Below are 14,987 nucleotides of genomic sequence, written 5' to 3'. Positions count from 1 at the left end.
CGCAAGGCAACGGGTTTTCTGTTCAAACTTTAAACCGTTGGGGCGAAATTACGCCTGCTGGTTCATCAGTTCGTTGAAAGAGGTCGCTTTTTCGGTCACTTTCGCTTTCGCCAGTACCGCTTCAACAGCCTGCTCTTCCAGGGCAACGTTGCGCATGTTGTCCATCAGCTCTTTGTTCTTACCGTAGAACTCGATCACTTCTGATGGATCTTCGTATGCAGAAGCCATCTCTTCGATCAGGCCTTTCACACGCTCTTCGTCAGCTTTCAGCTCGTGGGTACGAATCACTTCGCCCAGCAGCAGGCCAACAACAACGCGGCGTTTCGCTTGCTCTTCGAACAGCTCGCGCGGCAGTTCCATCGCTTGCTGCTGGTTGCCACCGAAACGCTGTGCAGCCTGACGGCGCAGAACGTCGATTTCGCTGTCGATCAGGGCAGCTGGAACGTCGATTTCGTTGGCTTTAACCAGACCTTCGATCGCCTGAGATTTCACACGGTTACGCACCGCGCCGTTCAGTTCGCGTTCCATGTTCTTACGCACTTCGGTACGCAGACCCGCTACGGAACCATCTTCCACGCCGAAACGCTTGATGAATTCTTCAGTCAGTTCTGGCAGTTCGCGCTCTTCAACTTTCTTCAGGTTGATAGCGAACTTCGCTGCTTTCCCTTTCAGGTTTTCAGCGTGGTATTCTTCCGGGAAGGTCACGTCGATGGTGAACTCTTCGCCAGCCTTGTGGCCTTTGATACCGTCTTCGAAGCCTGGGATCATACGCCCCTGGCCCATTGCCAGTACGAAGTCAGACGCTTTACCGCCTTCGAACTCTTCGCCGTCTACAGAACCGGTGAAGTCGATGGTGACACGGTCTTCAGCGTCAACAGCGCCTTCTTTCTCTTTCCAGTTCGCCTGCTGCTTGCGCAGGGTTTCCAGCATGCCGTCAACATCTTCGTCAGTCACGGAAACAACTGGCTTTTCAACTTCGATAGATTCCAGACCTTTCAGCTCAACTTCCGGGTACACTTCGAACTCTACGGAGTAGGTGAAGTCTTCGCCCAGTTTGTATTCGCCTGGAACGTAGTTCGGCGCGCCGGCCGGATTGATTTTTTCTTTGATGATCGCATCGATAAAGTTGCGGCTCATCAGTTCACCCAGCACATCCTGACGCACGGAAGCGCCATAACGCTGAGCAACAACATTCATTGGTACTTTGCCCTTGCGGAAGCCGTCAATACGTACTTTTTTTGCTACGTTGACCAGCTCGCTTTTCACAGCAGTTTCGATGCTGTCAGCAGCGATAGTAATCGTTACACGGCGGCCAAGGCCTTGAGTGGTTTCAACTGAAACTTGCATCTTGTTACCTCAAAAAAATCACAGTGCTCGGTCAACTCTGAATCTGTCTGTTATACCGGGATGCTCTCTTAGTGCAGATTCACATTCCCTGTCGCCAGAATCATCCCGAAGACATTCAATAAGACGCGGCATTATAGCGGCATCACTTAGGTGAGTCGAGAACGGTTGGGGCATGTTGCTGCGGCTTTTTTCACACTTTAAGGCTATTTTTAGCCTTAAAATCGCACCATCCGCTCAAAACGTAGACAAAACAAAACGGCCCGGAGGCCGTTTTGAGGAAATCTCTAAGCAACATACTGGAAAAGCTCCAGCCGTTGCAAATCCGATTTATCAGGCGATAGTGCCTGCACCGCGACAAGGTGGCGATGCGAAAACCGTATCCTGCAGACCTTCCCATTCCTTAATGGTGTAGGTATGCAGCGCCAGCGCATGCACGGTCGTGGAGAGTTCTTCCGTCAAGGTGCTGTAGATCAAGCGGTGTCGATTCAGGAAACGTTCTCCCGTGAAGCGATCGCTAACCAGAACCACTTTAAAGTGGCTTTCAGAACCTGCCGGCACGTTATGACGATAGCTTTCGTCGACGACTTCGAGGAACACAGGGTTGAACGCTGCCCTTAATTTATCTTCTATATGCTCACGTATCATCATGAAATTACTCCTCCGACAACGCCAGGATGTCACCCATCCCTTTAAATGTTAGCCGCTTTTACCGTTTCCATTACACCTTGACAACAAATATTTAGCTTTCGTCTGATTTTCTCATTCAAACGAATGAAGTTCACTGTGAGACTCATACGTTTTGTCATACACGGTTTGAGAAAAACGGTGAACTGGTCAGTTTTCGGACAAGGCGATGAATTTACATGCGTTGACCACTTCCCCTTGCCGTTGGCGATGTTATGATGGCGACAATTTTTCTCTTTATATGCTTACGATTCGTTGAGAACCCGAAAATGTTAAAAAAACTCTTCTTTCCGTTGGTAGCCCTTTTTATGCTGGCAGGCTGCGCTACCCCGCCAACCACTATTGATGTCTCACCAAAAATCACCCTGCCTCAGCAGGACCCAAGCCTGATGGGCGTCACCGTGAGCATTAACGGCGCCGATCAGCGTCAGGATCAAGCGCTGGCTAAAGTGACCCGCGATAACCAGCAGGTTACCCTCACCGCGTCCCGCGACCTGCGCTTCCTGTTGCAGGAAGTGCTGGAGAAACAGATGACCGCTCGCGGGTATATGATTGGCCCAAGCGGCGCGGTCGATCTGCAGATCATCGTGAACAACCTGTACGCTGACGTGTCTCAGGGCAACGTGCGCTACAACATCGCGACCAAAGCGGATATCGCCATCATTGCCACCGCGAAGAATGGCAACAAGATGACCAAAAACTACCGCGCCAGCTATTCTGTTGAAGGTGCGTTCCAGGCCTCCAACCAGAACATTGCTAACGCCGTTAACAGCGTGCTGACCGATACCATCGCCGATATGGCGCAGGACACCAGCATTCACGACTTCATCAAGCAGAACGCGCGTTAATCCCGCTCGCTGACCCGGTGTATCACCGGGTCAGTTTTATAAGAACATGTCCAGCCATTACTTACGCATTTTCCAGCAACCGAAATCAGCGATTCTGCTGATCCTCGGCTTTGCCTCCGGTTTACCCCTCGCGCTCACTTCCGGCACGCTTCAGGCGTGGATGACGGTTGAAAACATCGATCTTAAAACCATTGGGTTCTTCTCGCTTGTCGGCCAGGCCTATGTCTTTAAGTTCCTGTGGTCTCCGGTCATGGATCGCTACACGCCGCCTTTCCTCGGGCGTCGGCGCGGCTGGTTAGTGATGACGCAGATTCTGCTGCTGTTGGCTATTGCGGGTATGGGCCTTCTTGAACCCACCACCCAGCTTCGCTGGATGGCAGCACTTGCGGTAGTGATTGCTTTCTGTTCCGCCTCTCAGGATATCGTGTTCGACGCCTGGAAGACGGACGTGTTACCTGCGGAAGAGCGCGGTGCTGGTGCAGCAATCAGCGTGCTGGGCTATCGCCTCGGGATGCTGGTTTCCGGCGGGCTGGCGCTGTGGCTCGCCGACAGGTACCTCGGCTGGCAGGGTATGTACTGGCTGATGGCCGCCCTGCTTGTCCCCTGCATTATCGCGACGCTGTTCGCGCCCGAACCGAGTGACGTTATTCCGGTACCCCGCTCGCTGGAGCAGGCCGTCGCCGAACCGCTGCGTGACTTTTTTGGCCGCAACAACGCCTGGCTGATCCTGTTGCTTATCGTCCTATATAAGCTGGGCGATGCTTTCGCCATGAGCCTGACCACCACCTTCCTGATCCGCGGCGTCGGTTTTGACGCCGGTGAAGTAGGCGTAGTGAATAAAACGCTTGGGCTGTTTGCCACCATCGTCGGCGCGCTTTATGGCGGCGTGCTGATGCAGCGTCTGACGCTGTTTCGCGCGCTGCTAATTTTCGGCATCCTTCAGGGTGCCTCTAACGCAGGCTACTGGCTGCTGTCGATTACCGACAAACATACGATCAGCATGGCCACAGCGGTATTCTTCGAAAACCTCTGCGGCGGCATGGGCACTGCGGCGTTTGTCGCCCTGCTGATGACCCTGTGCAATAAGTCGTTTTCAGCCACTCAGTTCGCTCTGCTCTCGGCGCTCTCAGCCGTTGGCCGGGTGTACGTTGGCCCGATTGCCGGCTGGTTCGTGGAAGCCCACGGCTGGCCAACATTTTATCTCTTCTCGGTCGTAGCTGCCGTGCCGGGAATTTTATTGCTGCTGGTCTGCCGTCAGACGCTGGAATATACCCAGCGAACAGAACACTTTATGCAGCGCACCGAATATCACCGCGCCTACCGTTTTGCGTTACGTCTGTTAATGGCGGGCTGCATTGCTCTGGCGCTCTGGCTCGTGGTGCTTATTATCAATGCCAGCACCTCTCTGGCACTTTCTTTCGAAGCCCTTCTGCTGGACGCAGGCGCCCTGCTGGCTATCGCCGGGATCCTGATCGGAGGTCTGCTTGATTTCATGGCGTTGCGTAAAACGCAGATGACCTGAAGAAAAATGCGAAAGGTTATTTCCCGTTGTAATCACTAACCGAAATTATAACGACGAAATAGCCGCCAGGCGCAAAAAAAATATTTGTTGTTTTGTGCGGGATAGGATTTGGAAATTATTGGCTCCTATTCCAAAACGCTATTTTTCATTAAACGATTCAGCATACGAGAGTTTGATTTTTCGTTTTTTATATGTCTTTTTATTGATAATTAATTGTTAATTTTTTGTTTATTTTCAACAATGGTTATACCAATTGCCCCTTTTAGGGTATGCTTGGGGGTCCTTTCGTTATAAAGCCCATGCCGTGCGGCTTCGGTCATAAAAACCGACATAATTTGCAACACTTGTGACACGTGCGGCAGAACCCGGTAACACCTTCCTGACACAGGCCTAATGATGTTTACAGTAATGTAACCTTCCCGTAAAATGCCCGCACACTTTAAACGCCACCAGACTCCGTGGAATTGAGGTCGTTAAATGAGACTCGGGAAATACAATAAAAGTTTGGGATGGTTGTCATTATTCGCGGGCACTGTATTACTCAGTGGCTGTGATTCTGCACTACTAGACCCCAAAGGACAGATTGGACTGGAACAACGTTCACTGATATTGACGGCTTTTGGCCTGATGTTGATTGTGGTTATTCCTGCCATTTTGATGGCTGTTGGTTTCGCCTGGAAGTATCGTGCGAGCAATAAAGATGCGAAGTATAGCCCTAACTGGTCACACTCCAATAAAGTGGAAGCTGTGGTCTGGACGGTACCTATTCTGATCATCCTGTTCCTTGCCGTGCTGACCTGGAAAACCACTCACGCACTTGAGCCAAGCAAACCGCTGGTTCACGATGAGAAACCTATTACCATTGAAGTGGTCTCCATGGACTGGAAATGGTTCTTCATCTATCCAGAGCAGGGTATTGCTACCGTGAATGAAATCGCCTTCCCGGCGAACACTCCGGTTCAGTTCAAAGTGACCTCCAACTCCGTAATGAACTCCTTCTTCATCCCACGTCTGGGTAGCCAGATTTACGCGATGGCCGGTATGCAGACCAACCTGCATCTGATCGCGAATGAAGCAGGCACCTATGATGGTATCTCCGCCAGCTATAGCGGCCCGGGCTTCTCAGGTATGAAGTTCAAAGCTATTGCGACGCCAGACCGTGCCGCTTTCGACCAGTGGGTTGAAAAAGCGAAGCAGTCTCCAAACACCATGTCTGACATGGCGGCGTTCGAAAAAGTGGCTGCACCAAGCGAATACAACAAGGTGGAGTACTTCTCTAATGTGAAACCTGATTTGTTCAAAGATGTTATTGGCAAATTTATGGATCACGGCAAGAGCATGGACATGACCCAGCCAGAAGGCGAGCACAGCGCGCACGAAGGTATGGAAGGCATGGACATGAGCCACGCGGAAACCGCTCACTAAGGGGCCGAGGAAGAAAATGTTCGGAAAATTGACACTGGATGCAGTGCCCTACCATGAACCGATTATCGTGGTTACGGTGGCTGCAATTATCATTGGTGGCGCGGCCTTACTGGCCCTGATCACTTACTTCGGTAAGTGGAGCTACCTGTGGAACGAGTGGCTGACTTCGGTTGACCACAAAAAACTCGGTATCATGTACTGCATCGTCGGTATCGTCATGTTAATTCGTGGCTTTGCGGATGCGATCATGATGCGTAGCCAGCAGGCACTCGCTTCTGCGGGTGAAGCCGGCTTCCTGCCACCGCACCACTACGATCAGATCTTTACCGCCCACGGCGTTATCATGATCTTCTTCGTGGCGATGCCGCTGGTTATCGGTCTAATGAACGTTGTCGTTCCGCTGCAAATCGGCGCACGCGACGTGGCGTTCCCGTTCCTGAACAACCTGAGCTTCTGGTTCACGGTTGTCGGCGTTATCCTGGTTAACCTGTCACTGGGCGTGGGCGAATTCGCGCAGACCGGCTGGCTGGCTTACCCACCGCTGTCAGGAATTGAGTACAGTCCGGGCGTTGGCGTCGACTACTGGATTTGGGCGCTTCAGCTCTCCGGTGTCGGTACTACCCTGACCGGTATCAACTTCTTCGTGACCATTATCAAGATGCGTGCCCCTGGCATGACCATGTTCAAGATGCCGGTATTTACCTGGGCATCTCTGTGCGCTAACATCCTGATTATTGCCTCCTTCCCAATTCTGACCGTCACCATCGCGCTGCTGACCCTGGATCGCTATCTGGGCACCCATTTCTTCACGAATGATATGGGTGGCAACATGATGATGTACATCAACCTGATTTGGGCCTGGGGTCACCCGGAAGTGTACATTCTGGTTCTGCCTGTGTTCGGTGTGTTCTCCGAAATCGCGGCAACCTTCTCGCGTAAACGTCTGTTTGGTTACACCTCTCTGGTGTGGGCAACCGTGTGTATTACCGTTCTGTCGTTCATCGTTTGGCTGCACCACTTCTTCACCATGGGTGCGGGCGCGAACGTAAACGCCTTCTTCGGTATCACAACCATGATTATCGCCATCCCTACCGGGGTGAAGATCTTCAACTGGCTGTTCACCATGTACCAGGGCCGTATCGTGTTCCACTCAGCGATGCTGTGGACCATCGGCTTCATCGTAACCTTCTCCGTAGGTGGGATGACCGGCGTACTGCTGGCGGTACCGGGCGCTGACTTCGTTCTGCACAACAGCCTGTTCCTGATTGCGCACTTCCATAACGTTATCATCGGTGGCGTGGTCTTCGGCTGCTTCGCTGGCGTAACCTACTGGTGGCCAAAAGCGTTCGGCTTCACGCTGAACGAAAAATGGGGTAAACGCGCGTTCTGGTTCTGGATCATCGGCTTCTTCGTAGCATTTATGCCGCTGTACGTGCTGGGCTTCATGGGTATGACCCGTCGCCTGAGCCAGCAGATCGATCCGCAGTTCCACCCAATGCTGATGGTTGCAGCGGGCGGTGCCGTGCTGATTGCCTGTGGTATCGCGTCTCAGCTGATTCAGTTCTACGTGTCTATTCGCGACCGCGATCAGAACCGTGACCTGACCGGTGACCCATGGGGTGGCCGTACGCTGGAGTGGGCGACCTCTTCTCCACCTCCTTTCTATAACTTCGCCATTGTGCCGCAGGTTCATGAACGTGACGCATTCTGGGAAATGAAAGAGAAAGGTGAAGCGTACAAGCAACCTGCTCATTACGAAGAGATCCACATGCCGAAAAACAGCGGTGCGGGCATCGTGATTGCCGCCTTCGCAACGGTATTTGGTTTCGCAATGATCTGGCACATCTGGTGGATGGCGATTGTTGGCTTCGCCGGCATCGTAATCAGCTGGATTGTGAAGAGCTTTGACGAGGACGTGGACTACTACGTACCAGTCCGTGAAGTTGAGAAGCTGGAAAATCAGCATTTCGACGAGATTTCTAAAGCGGGGCTGAAAAATGGCAACTGATACTCTGGCGCACTCAACTGCCCACGCGCATGAGCATGCGCACCACGATACAGGACCGACCAAAGTCTTCGGTTTCTGGATCTACCTGATGAGCGACTGCATTCTGTTCTGCTGTCTGTTCGCAACCTATGCCGTTCTGGTGAACGGCACAGCGGGCGGCCCGACCGGCAAGGACATCTTTGAACTGCCGTTCGTTCTGGTTGAAACCGCACTGCTGTTATTCAGCTCCATCACCTACGGCATGGCGGCTATCGCCATGTACAAAAACAACAAGAGCCAGGTTGTTTCCTGGCTGGCGTTGACCTGGTTGTTTGGTGCTGGATTTATCGGGATGGAAATCTATGAATTCCATCACCTGATCATGGAAGGCTTCGGCCCGGATCGCAGTGGCTTCCTGTCCGCGTTCTTCGCGCTGGTTGGCACTCACGGTCTGCACGTGACCTCCGGCCTGATCTGGATGGCAGTCCTGATGTTCCAGATCTCCCGTCGCGGCCTGACCAGTACTAACCGTACCCGTATCCTGTGCCTGAGCCTGTTCTGGCACTTCCTGGACGTGGTGTGGATCTGTGTGTTCTCTGTTGTCTATCTGATGGGGGCGATGTAATGAGTCATTCTAACGATCATGGCGCTTCCCACGGCAGCGTAAAAACCTACATGACAGGTTTTATCCTGTCGATCATCCTGACGGTGATCCCGTTCTGGATGGTGATGAGCGGTTCTGCGTCTAAGCCGGTTATCCTGGGTGCAATCCTGGTAACCGCTGTGATTCAGATTCTGGTGCATCTGGTTTGCTTCCTGCACATGAACACCAAGTCCGATGAAGGCTGGAATATGACCGCCTTTATCTTTACCGTGATTATCATCGCTATCCTGGTAGTCGGTTCCATCTGGATTATGTGGAACCTCAACTACAACATGATGGTTCACTAAGAGCGGCGAGTATGTTTAAGCAATACCTGCAAGTAACGAAACCAGGCATCATCTTTGGCAACCTGATCTCCGTGATCGGAGGGTTCCTGCTGGCCTCTAAGGGCAGCATTGATTACACCCTCTTTATCTACACGCTGGTCGGTGTGTCACTGGTTGTTGCGTCCGGTTGTGTATTTAACAACTACATCGACATGGATATCGACAAGAAGATGGAAAGGACCAAAAATCGGGTGCTGGTGAAAGGCCTGATCGCCCCTTCCGTCTCGCTGGTGTACGCCACCTTGCTGGGTATTGCTGGCTTTATGCTGCTGTGGTTTGGTGCTAACCCACTGGCCTGCTGGCTGGGGGTGATGGGGTTCGTGGTGTATGTGGGCGTCTACAGCCTGTATATGAAACGCCACTCCGTCTACGGCACGCTGATTGGTTCTCTCTCCGGCGCTGCGCCGCCGGTGATTGGCTACTGTGCGGTCACGAACGAGTTCGACAGCGGTGCGCTGATCCTGCTGGCTATCTTTAGCCTGTGGCAGATGCCGCACTCCTATGCCATCGCGATTTTCCGCTTTAAGGATTATCAGGCAGCGAACATCCCGGTTCTGCCGGTCGTGAAGGGCATTTCGGTTGCCAAGAACCACATCACGCTGTACATCATCGCCTTTGCCGTGGCAACGCTGATGCTCTCTCTGGGTGGTTACGCTGGATATAAATATCTGGCGGTAGCGGCTGCGGTGAGCGTCTGGTGGCTCGGTATGGCGCTGCGCGGTTACAAAGTGGAAGATGACAAAGTCTGGGCGCGCAAACTGTTTGTGTTCTCGATTGTGGCCATCACCTCGCTGTCCGTGATGATGTCCGTAGACTTCATGGTGCCGGATTCACATAACCTGCTGACTTACGTCTGGTAAGCCAAAACAGGTCAATAAAGGGGGTGCTTCGGCACCCTTTTTTATTCGCTGAATCTACTAATAACGCATGTAATATTTGTTAAATAACCCTTTATTTACCCCGCCCCTTCCCCGCACTACACTATGGCCTGCTTTTGAACTGAGGTGGTAATGAACGATTATAAAATGACGCCAGGCGAGCTACGCGCGACCTGGGGCTTAGGGACTGTCTTCTCGCTACGGATGCTTGGCATGTTTATGGTCCTGCCTGTTCTGACCACGTACGGTATGGCGCTGCAGGGGGCCAGCGAGGCGCTGATTGGACTCGCGATCGGCATCTACGGCCTGGCGCAGGCGGTTTTCCAGATCCCTTTTGGCCTGCTCTCTGACCGGGTGGGCAGAAAGCCGCTGATCGTCGGCGGGCTGCTGGTCTTTGTGCTCGGAAGCGTAATTGCCGCCCTCTCCCACTCCATCTGGGGGATTATACTCGGCCGCGCCCTGCAGGGCTCCGGCGCGATTGCCGCCGCGGTGATGGCGCTGCTGTCCGACTTAACCCGCGAGCAAAACCGCACCAAAGCAATGGCGTTCATCGGCGTGAGCTTTGGCGTAACGTTTGCGATTGCGATGGTGCTTGGCCCCATCATTACGCACACGTTGGGTCTGCACGCCCTGTTCTGGATGATTGCCGTGCTGGCAACCATTGGTATTGCGTTAACCCTGTGGGTCGTGCCGGACAGCAAAAACCACGTCCTCAACCGTGAATCCGGGATGGTAAAAGGCTGCTTCAGCAAAGTGATTGTCGAGCCGCGCCTTCTGAAGCTGAACTTTGGCATTATGTGTCTGCACATCCTGCTGATGTCGACCTTTGTCGCCCTGCCCGGCCAGCTTGCGGCAGCGGGTTTCCCGGCGGCTGAGCACTGGAAAATCTATCTGGTCACGATGCTGATTTCGTTTGTCTCCGTCGTGCCGTTCATCATCTACGCCGAAGTGAAGCGCAAAATGAAGCGCGTCTTCGTGGGCTGCGTGGCGGTCCTGCTGATTGCCGAAATCGTGCTCTGGGGTGCCGGTCCGCACTTCTGGGAGCTGATTGCCGGCGTGCAGCTGTTCTTCCTGGCATTTAACCTGATGGAAGCCCTGTTGCCGTCGCTTATCAGCAAAGAGTCCCCCGCCGGTTACAAAGGTACGGCAATGGGTATTTACTCCACCAGCCAGTTTCTCGGCGTGGCGATCGGCGGCTCGCTCGGCGGCTGGGTGGACGGCCTGTTTGATTCACAAACCGTATTTCTCGCCGGTGCGCTGTTAGCGACAGTCTGGCTGCTGGTCGCCAGCACCATGAAAGAGCCGCGCTACGTGAGCAGCCTGCGGATAGAAATCCCGGATGATGTGGAAATCAGCGATGCGCTTAAGCAGCGTCTGGAAGAAAAAGAGGGCGTGACGGACGTGCTCATTGTCCCGGAAGAGCGCAGCGCTTACGTCAAGATAGACAGTAAAATGACTAACCGCTTCGAAGTCGAGCAGGCGCTCAAGGCGTGAAAAAAAGCCCGGTTTAACCGGGCTTTTTATATTAATCGCGGAAGTTTTTAAACTGGAACGGTTGTCCCAAATCGCCGCCGCGCACCAGCGCCATTACGGACTGGAGATCGTCGCGGGACTTACCGGTCACACGAATTTCTTCACCCTGGATCTGCGCCTGCACCTTCAGCTTGCTGTCTTTAATGAGCTTCACGATCTTCTTCTGCACCGCGCTCTCAATGCCCTGCTTCAGCTTCGCTTCAACGAACCACGTTTTGCCGCTGTGCACGAACTCTTCCGGCACATCGAGAGACGTCCCTTCGATGCCGCGCTTTAACAGCTTGGCGCGCAGAATGTCGAGCAGCTGATTCACCTGGAAATCAGACTCGCTCAGCACCTTAATGGTCTTATTTGCATCGTTCAGCTCAAACGACGCCTCAACGCCACGAAAATCGAAACGTGACTCAACTTCGCGGGTTGCGTTCTCAACGCCGTTGCGAACTTCCTGGATATCAACTTCGGAAACAATATCGAAAGATGGCATCTTTTCTTCTCCCTTCACTTTTGTTGCGTTGCATAATACCCGCTACGAGGCATAACTCAACAGAAGCTTAGCTGTATAATTAAGCTGTAACACCTGGCGCAGTTGCAGGTGAGGAGGAACAATGAAAATTACGGTGCTCGGATGCGGAGCGCTTGGTCAGCTGTGGCTGACCGCGCTGTGCAAGCACGGACATGAGGTTCAGGGCTGGCTGCGAGTGCCCCAACCCTACTGCAGTGTAAACCTGATTGGTGAAGACGGAAGCATCTTTAACGAATCTCTCACCGCCAACGATCCTGATTTCCTGGCGCAAAGCGACCTTTTACTGGTGACGCTCAAGGCCTGGCAGGTCTCAGACGCGGTAAAGACACTGGCCGCGCAGCTCCCCCCCACTTCGCCCATACTGCTGCTGCATAACGGCATGGGTACCCTCGATGAGCTGAAAAGCGTCCCGCAGCCCCTGCTGATGGCGACGACCACGCACGCTGCCCGTCGCGACGGCAACATCATTGTGCATGTCGCCAGCGGCGTGACGCACATGGGTCCTGCCAGACCACAGGATGGCGACTACAGCTATCTTGCCGATGTTCTGCAAAAGGTCTTGCCGGACGTCGCATGGCACAACAACATCCGCCCTCAGCTGTGGCGTAAGCTTGCGGTAAACTGCGTGATCAATCCGCTGACGGCGCTGTGGAACTGCCCGAACGGGGAGCTGAAAAATCATCCGCAGGACGTTGCCATTTTGTGTGCGGAAGTCGCGGCGGTCGTTGAGCGGGAAGGGCTGCATACCTCGGCAGACGATTTGCGCTGCTATGTCGAGCAGGTCATTGAGAGTACAGCAGAAAACATCTCCTCAATGCTGCAGGATGTTCGGGCATTACGCCACACGGAGATCGACTACATCACGGGATATCTGCTAAAACGCGCCCGCGCGCACGGCATCGCCATGCCGGAAAACGCCCGTCTGTATGACCTGGTTAAACGTAAGGAGAGTGAATATGAGCGCGTCAGCACTGATCTGCCTCGCCCCTGGTAGCGAAGAGATGGAAGCGGTCACCACCATTGATTTGATGGTGCGCGGCGGCATTAAGGTCACCACCGCCAGCGTCGCCAGCGACGGCAATCTTGCAATCACCTGTTCACGCGGGGTGAAAATCCTGGCAGACGCGCCGCTTGTTCAGGTGGCAGACGGAGATTACGACATCATCGTGCTGCCCGGCGGCTTAAAAGGCGCGGAATGTTTTCGCGACAGCCCGCTGCTGGTCGAGACCGTGCGTCAGTTCCATCTATCAGGCCGTATCGTCGCGGCTATCTGCGCCGCCGCGGGAACGGTTCTGGTTCCGCACGATATCTTCCCCGTCGGCAATATGACCGGCTTCCCGGGGCTGAAGGATACGATCCCGGAAGAACATTGGGTGGACAAACGCGTCGTCTGGGACCCGCGCGTAAACCTGCTGACCAGCCAGGGGCCAGGCACTGCGATTGATTTTGGCTTAAAGATTATTGACCTGCTGGTCGGGCGCGAGAAGGCCTACGAAGTGGCATCATCGCTGGTGATGCCGGCGGGGATTTATAATTATTACGAATAGATGTTTTCTCCCTCTCCCCGTGGGAGAGGGCCGGGGTGAGGGCATCTGGCCGCACTCCCCGGTAATAAACTACGGGCGATACACCTTCACATTCGCAAAGCCCTGCTCGCGCAGATACAGCGCCTGCAGGCGACTCATCACCCCGCGCTCACACCACAGCAGATACGTTTTGCTCTGGTCGAGATCGCCAAACTTCGTGCTCAGCTTGTAGAACGGCAGAGAAACCACTTCGACGCCTTCCACCTGCAGCGGCTTATCATCCTGCTCGTCAATGGAGCGAATATCCAGAATCGCATCGTTCGCGCCGAAACCGCTCACGGTCTCCACTTCAACCACTTCCTGCTCGGTCTGCTGGGCAATCTCGCGGATATCAATGTTGGACGCTTCTTCCACCACTTTATCCAGAATGCTGAAATCGAAGTTCTCTTCTTCCGCTTCGATCTTCGCCTTCACCGCTTTCACCGTTGGGCTTTTAGAGATCACGCCGCAGTATTCCGGCATGGTGCGGGCAAAATCTTCGGTGCCGATTTCGCGCGCCAGATCGATGATGTGCTCTTTGTCATGGGAGATGAGCGGACGCAGGATCAGCGTATCAGATACGTTGTCGATCAGACGCAGGTTGGTCAGCGTCTGGCTGGAAACCTGGCCCAGCGCTTCGCCGGTGACCAGCGCCTGCACGCCGTAGCGTTCAGCCACTTTGGACGCCGCACGCACCATCATGCGCTTAAGGATGACGCCCATCTGACCATCATCCACTTTCTCGAGGATTTCGCCGACCACAGGTTCGAAATTGATTGCCACGAAACGCACGCGGTGGGAGCTGCCGAAGCGGTTCCACAGATAATGCGCCACCTGACGAACGCCGATTTCGTGCGCCGCGCCGCCCAGGTTGAAGAAGCAGTAGTGCACACGGCAGCCGCGACGCATCAGCATATAGCTTGAGACGCCGGAGTCGAAGCCGCCAGAGATCAGGGATAATACGTCTTCCTGGGTGCCGATAGGGAAGCCGCCGATACCTTCATAGCGCCCTTTCACCAGCAGCAGGCGATCGTTTTCGATCTCCAGGTTCACCGTCACGTCCGGGTTGGTCAGACGTACGCGCGCCGTTTCAACGTGCTGGTTTAAACCGCCGCCGACATAACGTTCCACTTCAATGGAGCTGAATTCGTGCTTACCGCGACGCTTGACGCGCACGCAGAAGGTTTTGCCTTCGATCTGGTCACGGTACTGGACCAGCGCTTTCTCGAAGATGTCATGCATATCGCTGAACGGAACATCTTCCACTTCCAGGATATGGTGGATCCCCGGAATTCGGGTCAGCGCGTCGCGAATATCCTGACGTTTGTTTTCGTCTTTCGCACGGACCTCAACGTGGTCCCAGTGGCGCACCACGGCGAGGGTTTCGTCGTAGTGCTTTAACACGTTACGAATGTTCCCGGTGAGAATTTTAATAAAGCGCAAACGCACAGATTGGCTTTTGATGGTGATTTCAGGGAACAATTTAATGATAAACTTCATGGCGGCAATGTTTCTTAGGCAAGCCTGTTAAGGCTTGTAATGGAAAAGAGTACAGCAGCCCACACCCGTGGCTGCATCCAGGCGCGCAAGTATACCACCATCGCGCCGCTCCTGTGCACATTGCGCGTTATTTGCTTATCCGCCCGAGTCCGTTACCATGTCGGGGCGAAGAATATAAGAGTCAA

Annotated in this window: 14 protein-coding genes; 10 read left to right on the top strand and 4 right to left on the bottom strand. The window is 53.8% G+C overall.

Going from position 1 to position 14,987, the window contains the following annotated elements; translation table 11 throughout:
- Nucleotides 1-48: 48 nt before the first annotated feature.
- Complete coding sequence (gene tig, locus LRM19_RS00620; RefSeq protein WP_133293885.1) at nucleotides 49-1,347, bottom strand: trigger factor; 1,299 nt, start codon at nucleotides 1,345-1,347, stop codon at nucleotides 49-51.
- A gap of 330 nt (nucleotides 1,348-1,677) precedes the next feature.
- Nucleotides 1,678-1,995, bottom strand: coding sequence for a transcriptional regulator BolA (gene bolA, locus LRM19_RS00615; RefSeq protein ID WP_021241655.1), 318 nt, complete (start codon nucleotides 1,993-1,995; stop codon nucleotides 1,678-1,680).
- Nucleotides 1,996-2,300: 305 nt separating this feature from the next.
- Between bolA and LRM19_RS00610 the strand changes: the two genes are divergently transcribed.
- The 8 genes from LRM19_RS00610 (at nucleotide 2,301) to LRM19_RS00575 (ending at nucleotide 11,175) form a co-directional block, all read left to right on the top strand.
- Nucleotides 2,301-2,879 (top strand): lipoprotein, encoded by a 579-nt coding sequence (locus LRM19_RS00610; RefSeq protein WP_023310568.1) that lies wholly within the window; start codon nucleotides 2,301-2,303, stop codon nucleotides 2,877-2,879.
- A gap of 46 nt (nucleotides 2,880-2,925) precedes the next feature.
- Nucleotides 2,926-4,401 carry a muropeptide MFS transporter AmpG gene (ampG, locus tag LRM19_RS00605; RefSeq protein ID WP_271366886.1) on the top strand — a complete coding sequence of 492 codons (1,476 nt, stop codon included), beginning with the start codon at nucleotides 2,926-2,928 and terminating at the stop codon, nucleotides 4,399-4,401.
- A 477-nt stretch (nucleotides 4,402-4,878) separates the two neighbouring features.
- Nucleotides 4,879-5,826: a cytochrome o ubiquinol oxidase subunit II gene (cyoA, locus tag LRM19_RS00600; protein WP_014882770.1), complete on the top strand. Its 948-nt coding sequence runs from the start codon at nucleotides 4,879-4,881 to the stop codon at nucleotides 5,824-5,826.
- 16 nt (nucleotides 5,827-5,842) lie between these two features.
- Entirely contained in the window at nucleotides 5,843-7,834 is a 1,992-nt protein-coding gene (gene cyoB / locus LRM19_RS00595; protein ID WP_014168864.1) for a cytochrome o ubiquinol oxidase subunit I, read from the top strand.
- Nucleotides 7,824-8,438: a cytochrome o ubiquinol oxidase subunit III gene (locus tag LRM19_RS00590; RefSeq protein ID WP_008503324.1), complete on the top strand. Its 615-nt coding sequence runs from the start codon at nucleotides 7,824-7,826 to the stop codon at nucleotides 8,436-8,438. The genes cyoB and LRM19_RS00590 overlap by 11 nt, the downstream gene beginning before the upstream one ends.
- On the top strand, nucleotides 8,438-8,764 hold the full coding sequence (locus LRM19_RS00585; protein ID WP_006176899.1) for a cytochrome o ubiquinol oxidase subunit IV: 327 nt from the start codon (nucleotides 8,438-8,440) through the stop codon (nucleotides 8,762-8,764). The genes LRM19_RS00590 and LRM19_RS00585 overlap by 1 nt, the downstream gene beginning before the upstream one ends.
- An 11-nt stretch (nucleotides 8,765-8,775) precedes the next feature.
- On the top strand, nucleotides 8,776-9,663 hold the full coding sequence (gene cyoE / locus LRM19_RS00580) for a heme o synthase (RefSeq protein ID WP_013095848.1): 888 nt from the start codon (nucleotides 8,776-8,778) through the stop codon (nucleotides 9,661-9,663).
- Between the two features lie 150 nt (nucleotides 9,664-9,813).
- Nucleotides 9,814-11,175 carry an MFS transporter gene (locus tag LRM19_RS00575; RefSeq protein WP_115874347.1) on the top strand — a complete coding sequence of 454 codons (1,362 nt, stop codon included), beginning with the start codon at nucleotides 9,814-9,816 and terminating at the stop codon, nucleotides 11,173-11,175.
- A gap of 31 nt (nucleotides 11,176-11,206) precedes the next feature.
- On the opposite strand, the gene LRM19_RS00570 is transcribed toward LRM19_RS00575, so the two are convergent.
- Nucleotides 11,207-11,698: a YajQ family cyclic di-GMP-binding protein gene (locus tag LRM19_RS00570; RefSeq protein ID WP_008503327.1), complete on the bottom strand. Its 492-nt coding sequence runs from the start codon at nucleotides 11,696-11,698 to the stop codon at nucleotides 11,207-11,209.
- Between the two features lie 121 nt (nucleotides 11,699-11,819).
- On the opposite strand from LRM19_RS00570, the gene panE reads away from it, so the two are divergent.
- Both panE and yajL read left to right on the top strand, forming a co-directional pair.
- Nucleotides 11,820-12,731, top strand: a complete 912-nt coding sequence (gene panE / locus LRM19_RS00565; protein ID WP_149366117.1) for a 2-dehydropantoate 2-reductase — start codon at nucleotides 11,820-11,822, stop codon at nucleotides 12,729-12,731.
- Nucleotides 12,694-13,284 (top strand): protein deglycase YajL, encoded by a 591-nt coding sequence (yajL, locus tag LRM19_RS00560; RefSeq protein WP_214576059.1) that lies wholly within the window; start codon nucleotides 12,694-12,696, stop codon nucleotides 13,282-13,284. The genes panE and yajL overlap by 38 nt, the downstream gene beginning before the upstream one ends.
- A 69-nt stretch (nucleotides 13,285-13,353) precedes the next feature.
- On the opposite strand, the gene thiI is transcribed toward yajL, so the two are convergent.
- Complete coding sequence (gene thiI / locus LRM19_RS00555) at nucleotides 13,354-14,802, bottom strand: tRNA uracil 4-sulfurtransferase ThiI (RefSeq protein ID WP_111963420.1); 1,449 nt, start codon at nucleotides 14,800-14,802, stop codon at nucleotides 13,354-13,356.
- Nucleotides 14,803-14,987: the final 185 nt, after the last annotated feature.

It is taken from the genome of Enterobacter sp. PI-10, from assembly GCF_027947695.1.
In the GTDB taxonomy this organism is placed as follows: Bacteria; Pseudomonadota; Gammaproteobacteria; order Enterobacterales; family Enterobacteriaceae; genus Enterobacter; species Enterobacter vonholyi.
The sequence above is the reverse complement of the archived record's forward strand: the minus strand, read 5'-3'. Positions and strand labels throughout refer to the sequence as shown.

What these genes read in the sequence shown, in the direction of transcription:
- tig (WP_133293885.1), bottom strand. Translation starts at nt 1,347, where the DNA reads ATGCAAGTTTCAGTTGAAACCACTCAAGGCCTTGGCCGCCGTGTAACG.
- bolA (WP_021241655.1), bottom strand. Translation starts at nt 1,995, where the DNA reads ATGATGATACGTGAGCATATAGAAGATAAATTAAGGGCAGCGTTCAAC.
- LRM19_RS00610 (WP_023310568.1), top strand. Translation starts at nt 2,301, where the DNA reads ATGTTAAAAAAACTCTTCTTTCCGTTGGTAGCCCTTTTTATGCTGGCA.
- ampG (WP_271366886.1), top strand. Translation starts at nt 2,926, where the DNA reads ATGTCCAGCCATTACTTACGCATTTTCCAGCAACCGAAATCAGCGATT.
- cyoA (WP_014882770.1), top strand. Translation starts at nt 4,879, where the DNA reads ATGAGACTCGGGAAATACAATAAAAGTTTGGGATGGTTGTCATTATTC.
- cyoB (WP_014168864.1), top strand. Translation starts at nt 5,843, where the DNA reads ATGTTCGGAAAATTGACACTGGATGCAGTGCCCTACCATGAACCGATT.
- LRM19_RS00590 (WP_008503324.1), top strand. Translation starts at nt 7,824, where the DNA reads ATGGCAACTGATACTCTGGCGCACTCAACTGCCCACGCGCATGAGCAT.
- LRM19_RS00585 (WP_006176899.1), top strand. Translation starts at nt 8,438, where the DNA reads ATGAGTCATTCTAACGATCATGGCGCTTCCCACGGCAGCGTAAAAACC.
- cyoE (WP_013095848.1), top strand. Translation starts at nt 8,776, where the DNA reads ATGTTTAAGCAATACCTGCAAGTAACGAAACCAGGCATCATCTTTGGC.
- LRM19_RS00575 (WP_115874347.1), top strand. Translation starts at nt 9,814, where the DNA reads ATGAACGATTATAAAATGACGCCAGGCGAGCTACGCGCGACCTGGGGC.
- LRM19_RS00570 (WP_008503327.1), bottom strand. Translation starts at nt 11,698, where the DNA reads ATGCCATCTTTCGATATTGTTTCCGAAGTTGATATCCAGGAAGTTCGC.
- panE (WP_149366117.1), top strand. Translation starts at nt 11,820, where the DNA reads ATGAAAATTACGGTGCTCGGATGCGGAGCGCTTGGTCAGCTGTGGCTG.
- yajL (WP_214576059.1), top strand. Translation starts at nt 12,694, where the DNA reads ATGAGCGCGTCAGCACTGATCTGCCTCGCCCCTGGTAGCGAAGAGATG.
- thiI (WP_111963420.1), bottom strand. Translation starts at nt 14,802, where the DNA reads ATGAAGTTTATCATTAAATTGTTCCCTGAAATCACCATCAAAAGCCAA.